This window comes from Methylophilus sp. 42, assembly GCF_000384155.1.
Classification (GTDB): domain Bacteria; phylum Pseudomonadota; class Gammaproteobacteria; order Burkholderiales; family Methylophilaceae; genus Methylophilus.
In genome coordinates, this window is the sequence record NZ_KB913031.1 from 1,769,308 (window position 1) to 1,785,733 (window position 16,426).

Annotated in this window: 17 protein-coding genes; 14 read left to right on the forward strand and 3 right to left on the reverse strand. The window is 44.0% G+C overall.

Annotated features, from left to right (window positions below):
- Positions 1–3 precede the first annotated feature (3 nt).
- The 13 genes from MET42_RS14375 (at position 4) to MET42_RS0108660 (ending at position 13,933) form a co-directional block, all read left to right on the forward strand.
- Entirely contained in the window at positions 4–561 is a 558-nt protein-coding gene (locus tag MET42_RS14375) for a dTDP-4-dehydrorhamnose 3,5-epimerase family protein (protein WP_029512380.1), read from the forward strand.
- On the forward strand, positions 558–1,784 hold the full coding sequence (locus tag MET42_RS0108605; RefSeq protein WP_019882511.1) for a class I SAM-dependent methyltransferase: 1,227 nt from the start codon (positions 558–560) through the stop codon (positions 1,782–1,784). The genes MET42_RS14375 and MET42_RS0108605 overlap by 4 nt, the downstream gene beginning before the upstream one ends.
- Before the next feature lie 2 nt (positions 1,785–1,786).
- The gene (locus MET42_RS0108610) at positions 1,787–2,275 is read left to right on the forward strand and encodes a DapH/DapD/GlmU-related protein (protein ID WP_019882512.1); all 489 of its coding nucleotides are present in this window, start codon (positions 1,787–1,789) and stop codon (positions 2,273–2,275) included.
- A complete protein-coding gene (locus tag MET42_RS0108615) occupies positions 2,263–3,096 on the forward strand; it encodes an NAD(P)-dependent oxidoreductase (RefSeq protein ID WP_019882513.1) in 834 nt (277 codons plus the stop codon). Before MET42_RS0108610 ends, MET42_RS0108615 begins: the two co-directional genes overlap by 13 nt.
- Positions 3,093–3,872 carry a cephalosporin hydroxylase family protein gene (locus MET42_RS0108620; RefSeq protein WP_019882514.1) on the forward strand — a complete coding sequence of 260 codons (780 nt, stop codon included), beginning with the start codon at positions 3,093–3,095 and terminating at the stop codon, positions 3,870–3,872. Before MET42_RS0108615 ends, MET42_RS0108620 begins: the two co-directional genes overlap by 4 nt.
- Positions 3,873–3,889: 17 nt before the next feature.
- The gene (locus MET42_RS0108625) at positions 3,890–5,401 is read left to right on the forward strand and encodes a lipopolysaccharide biosynthesis protein (protein ID WP_369751529.1); all 1,512 of its coding nucleotides are present in this window, start codon (positions 3,890–3,892) and stop codon (positions 5,399–5,401) included.
- 26 nt (positions 5,402–5,427) lie between these two features.
- On the forward strand, positions 5,428–6,333 hold the full coding sequence (locus MET42_RS0108630) for a glycosyltransferase family 2 protein (protein WP_232411417.1): 906 nt from the start codon (positions 5,428–5,430) through the stop codon (positions 6,331–6,333).
- 67 nt (positions 6,334–6,400) lie between these two features.
- The gene (locus tag MET42_RS0108635) at positions 6,401–7,348 is read left to right on the forward strand and encodes a glycosyltransferase family A protein (protein ID WP_019882517.1); all 948 of its coding nucleotides are present in this window, start codon (positions 6,401–6,403) and stop codon (positions 7,346–7,348) included.
- Between the two features lie 153 nt (positions 7,349–7,501).
- The gene (locus tag MET42_RS0108640) at positions 7,502–8,269 is read left to right on the forward strand and encodes a glycosyltransferase family 2 protein (RefSeq protein ID WP_019882518.1); all 768 of its coding nucleotides are present in this window, start codon (positions 7,502–7,504) and stop codon (positions 8,267–8,269) included.
- 276 nt (positions 8,270–8,545) lie between these two features.
- On the forward strand, positions 8,546–9,430 hold the full coding sequence (locus MET42_RS0108645) for an NAD-dependent epimerase/dehydratase family protein (RefSeq protein ID WP_232411419.1): 885 nt from the start codon (positions 8,546–8,548) through the stop codon (positions 9,428–9,430).
- The gene (locus MET42_RS0108650; RefSeq protein WP_019882520.1) at positions 9,420–9,995 is read left to right on the forward strand and encodes a sugar transferase; all 576 of its coding nucleotides are present in this window, start codon (positions 9,420–9,422) and stop codon (positions 9,993–9,995) included. The genes MET42_RS0108645 and MET42_RS0108650 overlap by 11 nt, the downstream gene beginning before the upstream one ends.
- Before the next feature lie 17 nt (positions 9,996–10,012).
- Positions 10,013–11,932 (forward strand): nucleoside-diphosphate sugar epimerase/dehydratase, encoded by a 1,920-nt coding sequence (locus MET42_RS0108655; protein ID WP_051089063.1) that lies wholly within the window; start codon positions 10,013–10,015, stop codon positions 11,930–11,932.
- A gap of 93 nt (positions 11,933–12,025) precedes the next feature.
- The gene (locus MET42_RS0108660) at positions 12,026–13,933 is read left to right on the forward strand and encodes an ATP-binding cassette domain-containing protein (RefSeq protein WP_019882522.1); all 1,908 of its coding nucleotides are present in this window, start codon (positions 12,026–12,028) and stop codon (positions 13,931–13,933) included.
- A 75-nt stretch (positions 13,934–14,008) separates the two neighbouring features.
- Here the strand turns inward: MET42_RS0108660 and MET42_RS0108665 are convergent, their stop codons facing one another.
- From MET42_RS0108665 to flgA, 3 genes are all read right to left on the reverse strand, one after another.
- The gene (locus MET42_RS0108665) at positions 14,009–14,485 is read right to left on the reverse strand and encodes a flagella synthesis protein FlgN (RefSeq protein ID WP_019882523.1); all 477 of its coding nucleotides are present in this window, start codon (positions 14,483–14,485) and stop codon (positions 14,009–14,011) included.
- A 5-nt stretch (positions 14,486–14,490) separates the two neighbouring features.
- Complete coding sequence (gene flgM / locus MET42_RS0108670; protein WP_019882524.1) at positions 14,491–14,808, reverse strand: flagellar biosynthesis anti-sigma factor FlgM; 318 nt, start codon at positions 14,806–14,808, stop codon at positions 14,491–14,493.
- Between the two features lie 183 nt (positions 14,809–14,991).
- Complete coding sequence (gene flgA, locus MET42_RS0108675) at positions 14,992–15,753, reverse strand: flagellar basal body P-ring formation chaperone FlgA (protein ID WP_019882525.1); 762 nt, start codon at positions 15,751–15,753, stop codon at positions 14,992–14,994.
- A 238-nt stretch (positions 15,754–15,991) separates the two neighbouring features.
- Between flgA and flgB the strand changes: the two genes are divergently transcribed.
- Positions 15,992–16,423: a flagellar basal body rod protein FlgB gene (gene flgB, locus MET42_RS0108680; protein ID WP_019882526.1), complete on the forward strand. Its 432-nt coding sequence runs from the start codon at positions 15,992–15,994 to the stop codon at positions 16,421–16,423.
- The last annotated feature ends 3 nt before the right edge of the window (positions 16,424–16,426 follow it).

The following is a 16,426-nucleotide window of genomic DNA, read 5'->3' on the forward strand; positions in this document are numbered from 1 at the left end:
ATTTTGGAACGATTTCACCTTCATCCCACGCCGCTGTCAGGCCTGACCATCATTGAGCGTACACGCCTAGAGGATAGCCGGGGTTATCTTAGCCGATTCTTTTGCCAGCAAACGATGGCAGCGCTAGGTATGAAACCTATCCAGCAAATAAATCATACACTGACGAAAAAAGCCGGTGCGGTTCGTGGCATGCATTTTCAGCACCCACCAGCCGCTGAGATCAAAATTGTCAGTTGCCTCCGGGGTCGCATTCTGGATGTTGCCGTAGATTTACGTGCCAACTCACCTACCTTTTTGCAATGTTTTTCCGCCGAATTAACCGCTGAGAACCAGCACAGTCTTTTCATTCCAGAAGGCTTTGCCCACGGGTTCCAAACTTTGACCGAAGATTGCGAGTTGCTTTACCTGCATAGCGCTAACTACTCGCCACAACACGAAGCCGCCTTAAACCCGCTGGACCCACGCCTAGCAATCTCCTGGCCGCTGCCCGTCACCGAGATTTCGGCTAGAGACGAAGCCCATCCTATGCTAGACTCCGGCTTCAAAGGAATTAAACTATGAAGTGCCGTCATTGCCATCACGAAACAACCCATCCATTCCTGGACTTGGGCAGCTCCCCTCCTTCAAACGCCTACCTCACCACAGAAACGCTTAACAAACCTGAGAAATGGTTTCCGCTCAAAGTCATGGTCTGTGATCATTGCTGGCTGGTGCAAACGGAAGACTTTGCTGACGCGCATGAGCTGTTTGATGCCGATTATGCATATTTCAGCTCTTTTTCCAGCTCCTGGCTCGCACATGCACAACATTATGTAGAAAGCATGGTTGGGCGTTTCAAGCTTGACAGTAACTCCAGAGTCATTGAAATTGCGGCAAATGATGGCTACTTATTACAGTATGTGCAAGCCCAAAACATCCCCTGTCTTGGTATAGAACCCACGCACAGCACTGCAGAAGCAGCCAGGGGAAAAGGCATTGAAATTATCGAAGAGTTCTTTGGCGTTGCATTAGCTGAAAAACTGGTCGCGCAAGGCTATCAGGCAGACCTCACTGCGGCCAATAACGTTCTGGCCCATGTCCCGGATATTAACGACTTCGTTGGTGGCTTTTCACGCCTACTCAAACCCAATGGCGTTTCTACATTTGAATTCCCACACCTAGTGAACCTGGTACAGCAAAACCAGTTTGATACGATTTATCACGAGCACTTTTCATATCTATCGCTGACTAGCGTCAAAACCATTTTTGAAAAGAACGGCTTGCAGGTATTTGATGTGGAAGAAATTCCAACCCACGGTGGCAGCTTACGTGTTTACGCTCAACGCAGTGATACTGGTACGCATCCATCCACGGCACGCCTTCAAGATGTCCTGAATAAAGAACAGACTTTAGGTATAGATAACTTGGATTTTTATCAGCACTTCCAAGAAAAAGTAAACCGTATCAAGAACGACCTGATTAGCTTTTTAATCGAAGCCCAAAAGACAGGTAAGAAAGTTATTGCTTATGGTGCAGCGGCAAAAGGCAACACATTGCTGAACTTTACCGGAGTACGTCCTGACCTGCTCCCTTACGTGGTCGATAAAAATCCGGCCAAACAGAACAAATTTATGCCGGGCAGTCGAATTCCAATTGTGAGTGAGGAAATTATCCGTTCAGAAAGACCGGATTACATTCTGATTCTGCCATGGAACATTAAACAAGAGGTTGTCGCTCAATTGGATTATGTTCGCGACTGGTCAGCAAAATTTGTGACCGCTATTCCGATGTTAACAACTCAATAAATATGCTAGATATCCATCCCTCAGCATACATATCTAATTTAGCTGACATCGAGGACTCTAAAAGAGGCAGCCTTATCAAAATAGGTGCTAACTCGACAATAGATAGCTTCGTTAAAATAAAACCAGCTGGTGGAATTGGCAATCTGATTATAGGTGAGCATTCCGTTATCAACTCTGGCTGCGTACTTTATACAGGCAACGGGATAAATATTGGCAATCATGTCGCTATTGCTGCCAATACAACTTTAGCTCCAGTAAACCATGCTTATGAAAACAAAAACATTCTAATTACAAAGCAAGGTTTCATACCATCTAAAGGTGGTATTACCATTGAAGATGATGTCTGGATTGGTGCAAATTGCGTTATTCTGGATGGAGCAATATTAAGAACTGGCTGCGTTATTGCTGCTGGCTCTATTATTCGTGGAGAAATCCCTGCCTACTCCGTGAATGCTGGCACTCCTCTGAGAGTTATTAAGTGGCGAAAATAAAATTCACAATTCTGGGCGCTTCTGGCTTTATTGGAAGTAATCTCAAAGAGTATTTAACTTCTAAAGAATATCAAGTTAATACGCCTGATAGAAACTTTTGGACCACTATTGAAAATCAAAAGCAAAAAGAAAATTTAGGCCATGTCATTTATTGCATTGGCATGACTGCTAATTTCAGAACAAATTTCACAGGCACAATAGATTCGCACATTACATTGCTTAATCAACTGATAAAGCAATCCCAATTTGAGTCAATTACTTACCTATCTAGTACACGTGTTTATGAGGGCGCCTCACATACAGCCGAAGACACCATGCTACAAGTAAACCCAGCAAAGACGGGGCAAATTTACAACCTCAGCAAATTAACTGCTGAAGGCCTCTGCCTCTCTACAAGTTCTAAAGCAAAAATCATAAGACTTTCAAACGTATATGGACAGGATAGTAAAAGTAAAAACTTCCTCTCTTCAGTGTTAAAACAATCAGCTAGCGAAGGCACGGTTACCTTTCAAACTTCCCCAAGCTCTTCAAAGGATTTTGTGTCGATTAATGATGTTGTTAAACTTATTCACTTAATTTCACTAGAAGGTAAAAGTGCAATCTACAATTTGGCATCTGGCGAAAATACAGCAAACCAATTGATATCCGACTTTTTAACATCTCGTAAAATAATCACTCAATATGAGCAAAATGCTCCAGAGTGGAAATTTGAGCCAATAGATAATAAGAAAATTAAAAGCGAATTTGGAGTCTCTCTAGAGCGCTTGGAAAACAATCTACCCAGTCTTTATGACTATTACACTAATAAGGTTAGCAAATGAACCCCATTGAACAGTTCGAGCTTGAAAAAGCACAAAGAATAGACCAACTCAGTAACGACAACGCTTTCAAGGAATTATCCAGAAACTGGGTTGAGCAAAGCATGAGAAAGTCATATGTCTACAACTTTTCATGGATGGGGAGACCTGTTATTCAATACCCTCAAGACATGATGGCAATGCAAGAACTAGTATGGGAGGTCAAACCAGACCTAATCATAGAAACTGGAATTGCTCACGGTGGCTCATTAATAATGAATGCGTCGTACTTAGCCATGCTTGACTATTGTGACTCTCTTGAGTCTGGCATACCACTAGATCCTAAAGCACCTAAACGCCGTGTCTTGGGACTTGATATTGACATTCGTGAGCATAATAAAAAAGCTATTGAGGCGCACCCTATGTCACACAGAATCGATATGATTCAAGGATCATCGATTGACGCATCAACGATTGAACAAGTAAAGAGTTATTCTAAAAACTATCAGAGAATTCTTGTTTGTCTGGACTCGAACCATACCCATGATCACGTTTTGGCAGAATTAAATGCTTATGCATCACTTGTATCAATAGGGAGTTATTGTGTGGTTTTTGACACCTTTGTTGAGGATGTCCCCAAGGATGTATTCACAAACCGCCCATGGGAGCCAGGTAACAATCCTAAAACTGCTGTATGGGACTTTTTAGACAAAAATCAAAACTTTAGCATAGACAAAACAATCCAAAACAAACTGCAGATCACCGTTGCTCCGGATGGTTTCTTAAAAAGAATTCGCTAATTTGATTGTTAATTAAATTGTCGTTAAAGAGAAATGTAATTGCCAACTTTCTAGGCCAAGGCTGGACTGCCCTGATGGCCATTGCTTTTGTCCCTGTTTATATACAACATTTGGGGATAGAAGCATATGGTCTGATAGGTTTTTTTACTATGCTTCAGATTTGGCTATCCATTTTAGACGCGGGACTATCCCCTACCTTAGGTCGAGAAATGGCAAGATTCAAAGGCGGGCAACATAGCATTGTTAGTATTCATGAACTACTGCACTCTATGCAATGGGCTTTTCTTGGCATTAGCGCAATTATTATAGTCATCATATATAGCCTCAGCCCATGGCTATCTACAAGTTGGCTTAGCTTTAAATCAATGGACATAAGCTCCGTTCAAGAAGCGCTTAACATTTCCGCAATTGTTATTGCAACCAGACTTTTTTCTGGACTGTATCGAAGTGCTATTTTAGGGCTGCAAAATCAAGTAGGCCTCAATTTTATCAACATTGTATTTTCCACTCTAAAAGGCTTAGGAGTAGTGCTAGCCTTAAAATACATTTCGCCTACGGTAAAAGTGTTTTTTATATATCAGGCAATTATTTCAGTGGTTGAAACACTGAGCCTTCGTCAGTATTTGTTTTATCTCATTCCCAGACCACAAGTGAGCTATAAACTATCACTTGCCCCACTTCTGGCAGTAAAAAACTTTGCTGGAGGGATGTTCGCAATCACTTTTCTGGCTACTTTTCTAACCCAAGCAGATAAGTTGATTTTATCGAAACTATTACCCCTCTCCGATTTCGGCAAGTATGCCCTCGCCAGCCTTGTTGCCAGTAGTGTCGCAATAGTTTTCCAGCCCTTAAGCAACGCGATAAGACCAAAACTTACAGAACAAGTGGCAAGTAACGATGTTAAAGAGATAGCTGCGCTCTACCACAGCATTTCTCAACTTTATACCATTCTAGTAGTCCCCATCGGAATGGTAATGTGTATCTTTTCAAGCCACATCCTGTTGTTGTGGACAAGAAACTGGGAAATTACTCATGACACATCTATCTACCTTTCTTTGTTATCAATAGGCTATTTATTGAATGGCCTGATGAATGCTCCTTATGCATTGCAATTGGCATATGGCCAAACAAGATATGCTGCGCTATCAAATCTCATGGGTGTGATACTTCTTGTTCCGTCGCTGATTATTTTTATACATATATTTGGAACGATTGCAGCCCCAATAATTTGGATATTACTTAACCTTGGTTACTTCGTTATAACCGTTCCCATCATGCATAAAAAGTTACTAAAGAACGAGATGTATGAATGGTATTGGACTGACACCATTTTACCTAGCATCCCAATGACTATTACATTGTATTGTTTTTATCTGGTCGCGCCTAAGCCAGAACTAGACAACCCCTTCATTAGCTTTTGTATAATTTTAATATCTCTTGTTTTATCCTACCTGCTTATACTCGTTTCAACTGACACTGGGAGAAAAGCTCTTAAGTCGTTAACTTCGATGGGTAAGCCAAAACATTAACTCTTAAGCGATCAATGCTGATAACCATGAATCAAGTAACAATTGGTATCCCTTTATATAATGAAGAAAAACATATTGAGGCTGCAGTAAGATCTGCTGTACATCAATGCTCAAAACTTATCATTTCAGACAACTGTTCTACTGACAATTCTGAAAGCATTTGTAGACAACTATCCAGGGAATTTCCCAACATTAGTTATGTCAGGCAAACTGCCAATCTTGGTGCTGTTGGCAACTTCAAATACCTTCTAGACTCAGTAGACACTAAGTACTTCATGTGGCTTGGTGCACACGATGTTGTCCCTCAGGATTATGTCAGGAAACTTCTAATGACTTTAGAGTCTGAAAAAGATGCAGTATTAGCCTATGGAAACTCACTTAACATTGATGCAAACAATCAGCAGATTAAGTTATATGAGTATGACTTTGCTGAGGAGCTAACCTCTAATGATCCGAAAAGTCGATTATTAGCAATTATCAGTCAATTAGACGACTGTTCCATGATTCACGGGCTTTTTGTCACAAAAGTCTTGCAGCAAAGCTGGGGAGATATTAATTACTTAGGTGGAGATCATGTGCTTTTAGCCAAGATTGCGCTATCAGGAAAAATGATTCTAAATCCCCAAACGCAGTTATATCGTAGACAAGTTCACATCAACGACAATCTACAAAAACAACTGATTCGAATCAGAGGTAGCAGTGGAAGTCATTTTGCGAGCGCAAGAAAGCAGCAAATGCAAAAAACATTAGCAGGCTTGGCTAAAAGCCACTCTAAGGGGCTGGTAAATCTCTACTTTTTAAAAAGTTACTATTACCTGGTTATCCGTTTTGGGAATTTTTCAGGAATTAAAGTACTATCTTTAGCTGAATACATAGTCTGGAATACAGCAAGACTAGCGCGACGTTTAAGAAAAGTTATCTCTATAAGGTAATGCCTAAATAAAGGCATGTCATATTTACATAGTTGAATATCGAAAAATCTAAACAAGCCAGAAAGCTATGTCTATCCCATTAGTCAGCATAATAATTCCTTACTACAACGCCGAAAATTATATTCATGAATGTATCAATAGTGTTGTAAGTCAAAGCTATTCAAACATTGAAATCATAGTAGTGGATGATGGCTCAACTGATCACGGTTTGGACAATCTATCCCACATACAGCAGTTAACAATCATCCATCAGAAAAATGCGGGCGCTTGCGTAGCAAGGAATCGAGGGCTTGAGGCCGCACGAGGTGAGTTTATTAAATTTTTAGATGCTGATGATTATCTGGAAAAGGACTGTATCGCATTACAGGTGGAAGAAGCGCTTAAACACGATCACAACACGATTGTCTATGGCAACTTTACGATAGTGAGCAAAAACACGCTCAAACCAGTCAACACACGTATTGCACCTAAAAATCAAACAGCCACGCTACTGTTTTCCGATTTACTAACCTCTACCCCTTTGCATCGCAGGTACATGCTAGAAGCCATTGGTGGCTTTGATACCAGATTTAAAAATGGGCAAGAGTGGAACCTGCATGTCAGGCTTGCAGGCAAGGGTTATCAATTTACTCACATGGATAAGAATATTTACTTCTATCGTGTTCATAACGCGGTTGGAAGAATTTCAAATACAAGAAAAAAACAGACCGAGCATTCAATGATGCACGAGATTGATAAAGTGACTTTTACTCATGAAGCATTAGCAGATATGGGCCGTGCTGATTTGACTGGATTTATCTCAATGAGATATTGGTGGATTGGCAGGCTTGCTCTTAGACATGGTTTCAAAGAGTTGGCTAATCTCGCTTTTAATCAGGCAAAAACAATTTATCCGGATTATCAAGAAAAGTGGCCTTTGTACTACAAGATACTACATACCATCATTGGAGTACATATTGTCGAAAAAATCATGGCACCATTATATGCTTGGTATGCCAGCAGATATTTTAAATAACGCTCGCACTTTCCGCTTTTTAAGTCTTTTTGAACGCTCATTAATCATCGGCATTTCGAATTCATTTAAGAGTCCTCTCTTGGAAAGAGCACTAAAAAACGCCGAGCTAAACCAAAATTTTTATATTATCTCTAGAGGTTGATCTTAACGTCTATGCCAAAAGTTTCTATCATATGCCCCGTTTACAACTCCGAGTTATTTTTAAATGAAACTATTGACTCTGTAATAAATCAATCATTCATAGACTGGGAGCTGATATTAATAGATGATTATTCTACTGACTCATCTAAACTTATTATCGAAAGCACACATAACATAGACAACAGAATAAAATTTGTTTCATTAGACAGGAACTCTGGTCCAGCAATTGCCAGAAACAAGGGAATTGAAATTGCCGGAGGCGAGTATATTGCATTCATAGATAGCGATGATATATGGCACCCCCTAAAATTAGAAAAACAAATCAAGTTCATGGAGTCTGAAGGATATTTATTTAACTGCAGTCAATTTATTGCATTCAACAAAGATAGCGCATACATTCGCAATGTTCCTAGACTCCTGAATTACAAGAAGCTTCTTCTTAGCAATCCCATAGGTTTATCTACTGCTATATACAATTGCAAACATCTTGGAAAACATTATTTTGAAAATGTAGGTCATGAAGACTATTTATATTGGTTAACTTTTTTTGAATCAAAAAAGATAGAATGTTTTACTCTCCAACAACCCCTTGTCAAGTATAGACTTCGGCCAAACTCCGTGTCTAAAAACAAATTTAAAGCCGCATTATGGACATGGGCTTTATATAGAAAGAATCTTAAATTATCACGATTAACCTCAGCAGCTTATTTTTTAGCCTACGTAATAAAGTCGATTACTAAAAGGCTTATTTCCAAAAAAATAGCTCCAGAACTTTTATAGAAGATGATCGATTAACTTTCTCTCGCCATTGTGAACAGTCGCCTTCAAAATACTTGGGCATCCAAGACAGCTTATAGAGCCAATTAAGCCTTATATTTATGCATTTGCGTTTTCCCTCATCCATTTGTAGTAAAAACTCAGTCTTCATACAGCAACACAGACAACGCGCGAGTACTCTCTTAGATGCCAATACAGGCATTAAAGAAAACGATCAAACAACAGACGACACGTACGTATTGCACTAACATTGAATATCCATTTTACTTCGCGAAAATCATGAATATATTAATCACTGGAGCAAGTGGATTTGTAGGGGACGCATTAATGGCGCATCTAAAAAGAGGGGGTCACACAGTCACCTCCATTCAACGCCACACCCAACACAATGAATTGAATACAGGCTCATATGATTGCCTCATTCATTTGGCAGCACGCGCTCATGTTGTACGCGAAACAGTCCAATACCCTTATCCAGAATTCAAAGAAGCTAATGTTGATTACTCTATGAAAATGGCACAGCTCGCACGACAATTGCAAGTTCGAAGGTTCATATTCCTAAGCACCATCGGCGTCAATGGCCATATCTCCCAACAACCGTTTACCGAAAGTGATACCCCTAAACCTCATAATGATTACGCACGCACCAAATGGGAAGCTGAGCTAGCATTAAAGGCATTTTTTGAGAAATCCGAGACTGTACTGACGATTATTCGACCACCTCTTGTGTATGGCCCTAATCCAAAAGCAAACTTCAAGGCGTTACTGTCATTATGCCGGTCCCCCTTTCCACTCCCTTTGGGTGCCATCCATAACCGGCGCAGCCTCATTGGCATCGACAATCTGTGCCAATTTATCGCACTATGCTGCCACCACCCGGCGGCGGCTCACCAGACATTCCTCATTTCAGATGATCATGATGTCTCTATCACCGAGCTGGTCGCGTTGATCAGGAAGGCACTGCATCATGCGCCCTGGCTGGTGCCAATACCAACATCAGTGCTGAAAATAATTTTCAGCCTGCTTGGCAAACGCAACCTGAATGAACAGCTACTGGCTGATTTGCAGATAGATACCAGCAAAGCAAAACAATTATTAAACTGGGGCCCGGCTATCAGCTTTGATGAGGGCATTAAACGAGCGGTTACAAACCATGTTGCTTAAAAGAAGCTTAGATATTTTATTGACACTGATGGGAGTGATATTGCTCAGCCCATTAATGTTATTCACCTATTTGCTGGTAAAAACCACTTCTAAAGGCCCTGCTTTATTCTGGAGCCAACGTGTAGGCCAACATAATCGGTTATTCAGCATGCCAAAATTTCGCTCCATGCAAATCGGCACACCACAAATTGCAACACATTTAATGAACCAGCAAAATGATCCTCATGCTTTCCTCACGCCAGTGGGCAGTTTTATCCGCAAAACCAGCCTGGATGAGTTGCCACAGTTATGGAGTGTGTTAACAGGCAATATGTCGATAGTCGGGCCACGCCCAGCCCTGTTTAACCAGGATGATTTAGTCGCCTTGCGAACAGAAAAAGGAGTGCATGCATTAAAACCCGGCATTACTGGCTGGGCACAGGTGAATGGTCGTGATGAAATTCCAATCCCGCAAAAAGTCTCTCTGGATGCCTACTATCTTGCTCATCGGTCCGTTTGTTTGGACATTAAGATTATTGTATCGACTGCAATCAAGGTGTTAAGACGTGATAACATCACGCATTGATTGATAAAATAGCGCGCATGCTGAAACTTCCATCTAAATTCTTATCGTTGCTGGCTTTTTTGCATGACGCCATAGTAGTTATTGCGGCGTGGTTAATGGCGTTTGCATTGCGCTTTAACTTTCATATTCCGGAGAAATTTATTGGATATATCTGGGAAAGCCTGCCTGTCATTTTCATTTTTCATAGCATTTGCTTTTATAGCTTTGGCTTATACAAAGGCGTATGGCGCTTTGCCAGCCTGCCAGATTTAAAACGCATCATGCGTGCTGTTGCTTTTGCAGCACTGCTTTGCGCAACATTTGCACTGTTAGTACACCCCTCAATTATTATTCCGCGCTCAGTGCTCATTACAAACCCCATGTTACTGCTATTAACCATGGGCGGTAGTCGATTCTTATATCGCGCGTGGAAAGAGCGTCGGCTATTCAATACACTCGCGGTACAAGGCAAGCCTGTGATTGTGATCGGCGTCGAAGACGCATCTTTTAACTTGATTAAAGAACTCAGCAAAAACCCTGAGTGGCGCGTGGTGGCGATGATAGACCCGAGCAATAAGCTGGTTGGCCGTGAGATCATGCATACCAAGGTCGAAGGTGGCTTGGAGGAGATGGCACAGATTGCAGCACGCCACAGTTGCCAGCACTGCATGATTGCGATGCCGGGGAGTCGTCATGAGAAGCGTCGATTGGCAGTTGAAGCCGCACGTAAAGTAGAAGGCATGGAGGTGCTGACTTTACCTGCCATGTCAGACCTGATCAGTGGCCGTGTCAGCTTGTCCCAGATCCGCAAGATTGATGTGGAGGACTTGCTAGGGCGTGACGTGGTGCAGCTGGATACCCACGGTTTAAGCAGTATGCTGGCGAATAAAGTGGTACTGGTATCGGGTGCTGCAGGCTCGATTGGCTCTGAACTTTGTCGCCAGATATTGAGTTTTCACCCGGCACAGTTGATTTGCCTGGATCTTTCTGAATATGCACTTTACACATTGCAGCAAGAGTTTGGTCAGTGGGTGACGGATACCGAGCTGGTGTACCTGGTGGCAGATGTGAAAAACCAGACGCGTATCCAGCGCATTTTGCAAAGCCATCAACCTGACGTGGTATTACATGCTGGCGCTTACAAGCATGTGCCGATGATGGAACATTTTAATGTGGTGGAGGCCTTGCAAAACAATGCACATGGCACTTACCAGATTGCTGCAGCTTGCCAGGCGGCTGGCGTGCCGACGTTTGTCTTGGTTTCAACCGACAAAGCAGTGAATCCGACCAATGTGATGGGTGCCAGTAAACGGCTGGCCGAATTGATTTGCCAGGGATTGCAGCATGCTGACAATAGCAACACGCGTTTTATCACGGTGCGTTTTGGCAATGTACTGGGCAGCAGTGGCAGCGTGATCCCCAAGTTCCGCGAACAGATTGCACATGGCGGTCCGATTACCATTACCCATCCCGAAATTACACGCTACTTTATGTCTATCCCCGAGGCGGCACAATTGGTGTTGCAGGCTGCGACCATGGGCAACGGTGGCGAGGTATTTGTGCTGGATATGGGCACACCAGTGAGGATTATCGACCTGGCGCGCGATATGATTAAATTATCAGGCCTGCAAGAGCAGGATATCCGCATTGAGTTTACCGGCTTGAGGCCAGGTGAAAAACTGTACGAAGAGCTATTGGCAGATGATGAAAACACCCTGCCCACCAGCCATGAAAAATTACGTATTGCACAAGCGCGCAGTGCAGATGCACGCTGGCTGGCTAATTTGCTGGAATGGTTAAGCAATATTTCACATTTGCAAGAAGCACAAATCAAGCAAGACCTGCAGCGCTGGGTGGAAGAATATCAACCTGATACCCGCCCGGCACCTGATGTTTCCCTGCGCGGTGGTGCATTGTCGCTAGACACCCTGCCCTCGCCTTCACAACAGATACACTGACAGATTCTTTTATTTACGCATTAAGCTTAGTGTATGGTTTGATGTCGTTTACAATATCGAATCGATTCAACAACCTCTGCCACATCCCCCTTTATGCCTCATATTACGCTTGATAATGCCAGCCTGGCATTTGGTCATCATGCCTTGCTTGCCCAAGCCTCATTTCAGTTAGACCCAGGTGAACGCGTCGGTTTGATTGGCCGCAATGGTGCTGGTAAATCCAGCTTACTGAAAGCCATTGCCGGTACCATCAAACTGGATGACGGCACTGTATGGCGCGCACCAAACGTACGCGTGGTCTATGTGCCACAAGAACCTGAACTGGATAATGCACACACCGTATTTGAAGCAGTGGCAGAAGGTTTGGGCAGCTTGCAGCAAACCATCATTGACTACCATCAGGTCACGCATGATATGGGCATGCCGGATGCCAATATTGAGGCATTGATGGAGCGCATGCAGGCATTGCAGCATGAAATGGATGCCCAAAATGGATGGGTAGCGCAATCACGTGTCGAAACCGTGCTTAGCCGCTTAAAGCTGGATGCGGATGTATTGGTCTCAACACTTTCCGGTGGCTGGCGTAAACGCGTTGCGCTTGGGCGGGCGCTGGTGGCAGAGCCTGAGGTACTATTACTCGACGAGCCAACCAACCATCTGGATCTGGAAGCGATCGAGTGGCTGGAAGATTTGTTACTGGGATTTAATGGCAGTGTGTTGTTTATTACCCATGACCGTCGCTTTTTAGACAAATTAGCCACACGCATTACCGAGCTTGACCGTGGCAATCTGACAGACTTCGTTGGCAACTTTTCACAATATCAAATTAAAAAAGAAGAGTTACTCGCCGTTGAAGAAACCCATGCGGCTAAGTTCGATAAATTTCTGGCACAGGAAGAAGTCTGGATCCGCCAAGGGATTAAAGCACGCCGTACACGTAATGAAGGGCGCGTAAGAAGACTGGAAGCGCTACGTTTAGACCGTGCAGCCAGACGTGAGCGCCAGGGCGATGTCAAACTCAACCTGGATGCAGGCGAACGCAGTGGGAAACTGGTGGCAGAGCTTGATCAGGTCTATAAGTCCTATGGTGACAAAACCTTAATCAAAGGCTTCAGTACCCGTATTTTGCGTGGCGATAAAATTGGTTTACTGGGTCCAAACGGGATTGGAAAATCCACGCTATTGAAACTTATTTTAGGGGACATTGAAGCAGATAGTGGCGACATTCAGCGCGGCACAAAAATCAATGTCGCTTATTTTGACCAGATGCGGGAGCAGCTGGATGAAGAAGCCACATTGGCCGATACCATTAGCCCGGGTTCAGACTTTGTTGAAATCGGCAATGAGCGTAAACATGTGATCAGTTACCTGGAAGACTTCCTGTTTCCGCCACAACGCTCACGCTCACCAGTGAAATCACTTTCCGGTGGTGAACGCAACCGTTTACTGTTGGCACGCCTGTTTGCACGCCCTGCCAACGTCCTGGTGCTGGATGAGCCGACCAATGACCTGGATATTGATACGCTGGAGTTATTGGAGACGCTATTACAGGATTATTCAGGGACCCTTTTCCTTGTCAGCCACGATCGGGCTTTTCTGGAAAACACCGTCACCCAAGTGATTGCGTTTGAAGGCCAAGGCAAATTAACCGAATTCGGTGGTGGCTACGATGACTGGTTAAGATTTAGCCAGGATCGTAGTAGCAAACCAACCTCTACGCCAAAAGTATCTGCGGCCGCTTCAGCATCAAATACACCCGCGCCTATAGTCACAACCCGAAAAACGTTGAGCTTCAAGGAACAGCGTGAGCTGGAAGTATTACCTGCAGAAATTGAACAACTGGAGCAAGAGCAAGCCGAGATCCAGGCCCAATTTGCACAAGGTGATATTTATAAACAGGCCCCTGAGCGAGTGAAGCTGCTACAGGACAGGCTGAGCGAAATTGAGCTGCTGGTCATGCAGAAGCTCACGCGCTGGGAAACGCTAGAAAGTTTGATGTAAGGCCATTTGCTAGCGTTAAAAGCACAACAGCCGAAGAGCATCTCTTCGGCTGTTTTTTTATCGTGTGAACAGTGTCTAGACTGAAAAGCCGCTACGACTGCTGTTTGCCCGGTGGGCTTGACCATTTTTGCCATAAAACTGTGGTGCAGAACTCTTACCGTTCAATGCATCCAGCTTTTCCTGATTGCGCAGGAAGTGCTTGTTAATCAGGATACCGTTCAAGCGATTTAATTCTTTTGCCTGTGTCAGCTCTTGCTGAAAAGTGACCCATGCACTATCTAATAATTGGCTGGATTGCTTTTGTAACCAGACCGACATGCCCTGCTCATTCGGCTCAAAGCCAGCTGCAGCCAGCGCGTCATAGCGTGAATTGGCAGCGGCACCTAGTGCTTGTAGCAGCTCAACCCGCTTGTCTACCATGCGCTCAATCACGTCCAGATCAGCAGTGACCAAGGCCGACTGCTCAGACTGCAAATCACTCAATAACTCTGATACCAGCGCGGCGTCTTTCTCAAACGTCACTGGAGAAGATAAATGATTTGCAGTAGTCATAATTGTCAGCCTTTATTCGGTTGTATCAAGTCTTTAACAGTTTGCAACAAGCCATCAGCCACTTTGGCGGTATCCACCGAAAAATCGCCACGCGCAATGGCGGCTTTGATTTCTTCGACTTTATTGGTGTCAAACACCTCACCAGAGGCCAATCCAGCTTCTAATGACTGCAACTGCACGGAGGCAGAAGATAAAGTCACATTGTCTGAAGAGGCAGTAGATGTGCTCGCTGCTTTCTCGCTGCTTTTATTCGCAGTCCCTTTTTCCAATGTCGGCTTGTCTACGCCAACACCCATTTTTTTAATCGAATCTGAAATGTTCATGCCGTACCTCTTCTGATTTTGAATTGTTTCAGGGCTTATCAAAGTCAAAACCCTCATTCGTTAACAGTACTATCGGCATAGTTTAAGCGAACTTTAGTGCTTAATACACTTTTTATCGCATGTTTATCATTTTCAGACATTTTTCAATTAAGCTATTTTTAATTAAAAGGGTTGTCCATCTGACTAAAAGCGCACGTCTACCTTACCGGAAGACTGCGCGACGCCTTTTACAATCTGGCCACTGCTGACTTTCACATCAACCACCTGGCCAACATTTGCGGTTTGCATGGCAGTGCCATCAGCCGAGATCACAAAGCCATCACCACGACTATTTAACTGTACAGTTTGCCCTTGCATAATCACTGGCACCGACTTGAGCAACTCTGGTCTTAGCACCGTGCCCAATGGCAAATTTAATGCTGCCTGTTTACCAGCCAACATAGACAAGTCAGTAATAATGCCTGCTGGCAATTTGCTTAAATCACCAGACTGCATGACCACATCTGTGGGTTGCACTGGTGAACCCTGGCCAACTGGCAAACCGGTAACGGCATATTCTCCCCACACCTGCACATCGGCCTGTACATACAGTGTCCATGGCTTAGTCTCAGATTGCAGGCAACGCACGCCAATATGGGTTTTACCCCACAAACGGGCGCCTTGTACCGTAAAGCCTTCCATCAATGCGCACTCTGCAATACGGATACGGCTATCCAGCGGTTGGATCTCGATATTGACTTTGCCCGGATAGCCTTGTGTCTGGCTTTGTACATACTGCATCACTGTTTGATACAGGCGGCTGTGCATGTCATTACCTGCAGAGGCTGTGCCGACCGCATGCTGATTCGCAATCACCGCACGGTCTGCCGCATACGCAGGAGCGCTCATCAGCCATAACAGGCTAACAATAAGCATCATCACAATCTGGGGCTGGTGTTGTTTCATGTGCCCTATTCTACGCATCACGGGCAAGTTTAATCCCGGAATTAAAGGGGATTTCCCCCGTTTAATTGCAGAATCATTGCATAGGCCGCGGCGTACACTAGGCATAGCTAGTAAAAGTCATATGCGTGAAAGCAGACCTGCTTATTCGGGTTAACGGTCGCAGAGGACAAAACTTTAGAGGTTCGAAAGCAACAGGTTTCGAACAGGGCTGGAGAAACAGCCAGGAAAGGATAAAACGATGATAAACAAACTGGACGCCGCACTGAATTTCCATCAGACGGCATTGCGCGTGCGCAATGAACGTCAAGAGCTGTTGGCATCGAATATTGCCAATGCAGATACACCGCAATATAAAGCGCGTGACATCGACTTTCAGTCTGCCATGAAGGCAGCGCTGCAACCGAATGCTTCTGCCGGCACCACAACAAGCAATGGCGCATTGCAACAAACCAATGCTGGCCATATGAATGGCACGGGCGGCAGCGGCTATGTCAGCACAGGCGACCCGCTGTTCCGCGCAGTGGTGCAAGGCTCTGCTGATGGCAACACCGTCGATATGGATGTGGAGCGTAATGCTTATGTCGATAACGGCATCCGTTATGAGGCCAGCCTGACCATGATAGGCGGCCAGATTAAGAAAATGCTGTCCGCAATTAACGGCCAGCAATAATTA

What these genes read in the sequence shown, in the direction of transcription:
- MET42_RS0108655 (WP_051089063.1), top strand. Translation starts at nt 10,013, where the DNA reads ATGCTGAAACTTCCATCTAAATTCTTATCGTTGCTGGCTTTTTTGCAT.
- MET42_RS0108640 (WP_019882518.1), top strand. Translation starts at nt 7,502, where the DNA reads ATGCCAAAAGTTTCTATCATATGCCCCGTTTACAACTCCGAGTTATTT.
- MET42_RS0108610 (WP_019882512.1), top strand. Translation starts at nt 1,787, where the DNA reads ATGCTAGATATCCATCCCTCAGCATACATATCTAATTTAGCTGACATC.
- flgM (WP_019882524.1), bottom strand. Translation starts at nt 14,808, where the DNA reads ATGAACATTTCAGATTCGATTAAAAAAATGGGTGTTGGCGTAGACAAG.
- MET42_RS0108620 (WP_019882514.1), top strand. Translation starts at nt 3,093, where the DNA reads ATGAACCCCATTGAACAGTTCGAGCTTGAAAAAGCACAAAGAATAGAC.
- MET42_RS0108650 (WP_019882520.1), top strand. Translation starts at nt 9,420, where the DNA reads ATGTTGCTTAAAAGAAGCTTAGATATTTTATTGACACTGATGGGAGTG.
- MET42_RS0108630 (WP_232411417.1), top strand. Translation starts at nt 5,428, where the DNA reads ATGAATCAAGTAACAATTGGTATCCCTTTATATAATGAAGAAAAACAT.
- MET42_RS0108665 (WP_019882523.1), bottom strand. Translation starts at nt 14,485, where the DNA reads ATGACTACTGCAAATCATTTATCTTCTCCAGTGACGTTTGAGAAAGAC.
- MET42_RS0108660 (WP_019882522.1), top strand. Translation starts at nt 12,026, where the DNA reads ATGCCTCATATTACGCTTGATAATGCCAGCCTGGCATTTGGTCATCAT.
- flgA (WP_019882525.1), bottom strand. Translation starts at nt 15,753, where the DNA reads ATGAAACAACACCAGCCCCAGATTGTGATGATGCTTATTGTTAGCCTG.
- MET42_RS0108645 (WP_232411419.1), top strand. Translation starts at nt 8,546, where the DNA reads ATGAATATATTAATCACTGGAGCAAGTGGATTTGTAGGGGACGCATTA.
- flgB (WP_019882526.1), top strand. Translation starts at nt 15,992, where the DNA reads ATGATAAACAAACTGGACGCCGCACTGAATTTCCATCAGACGGCATTG.
- MET42_RS0108635 (WP_019882517.1), top strand. Translation starts at nt 6,401, where the DNA reads ATGTCTATCCCATTAGTCAGCATAATAATTCCTTACTACAACGCCGAA.
- MET42_RS0108605 (WP_019882511.1), top strand. Translation starts at nt 558, where the DNA reads ATGAAGTGCCGTCATTGCCATCACGAAACAACCCATCCATTCCTGGAC.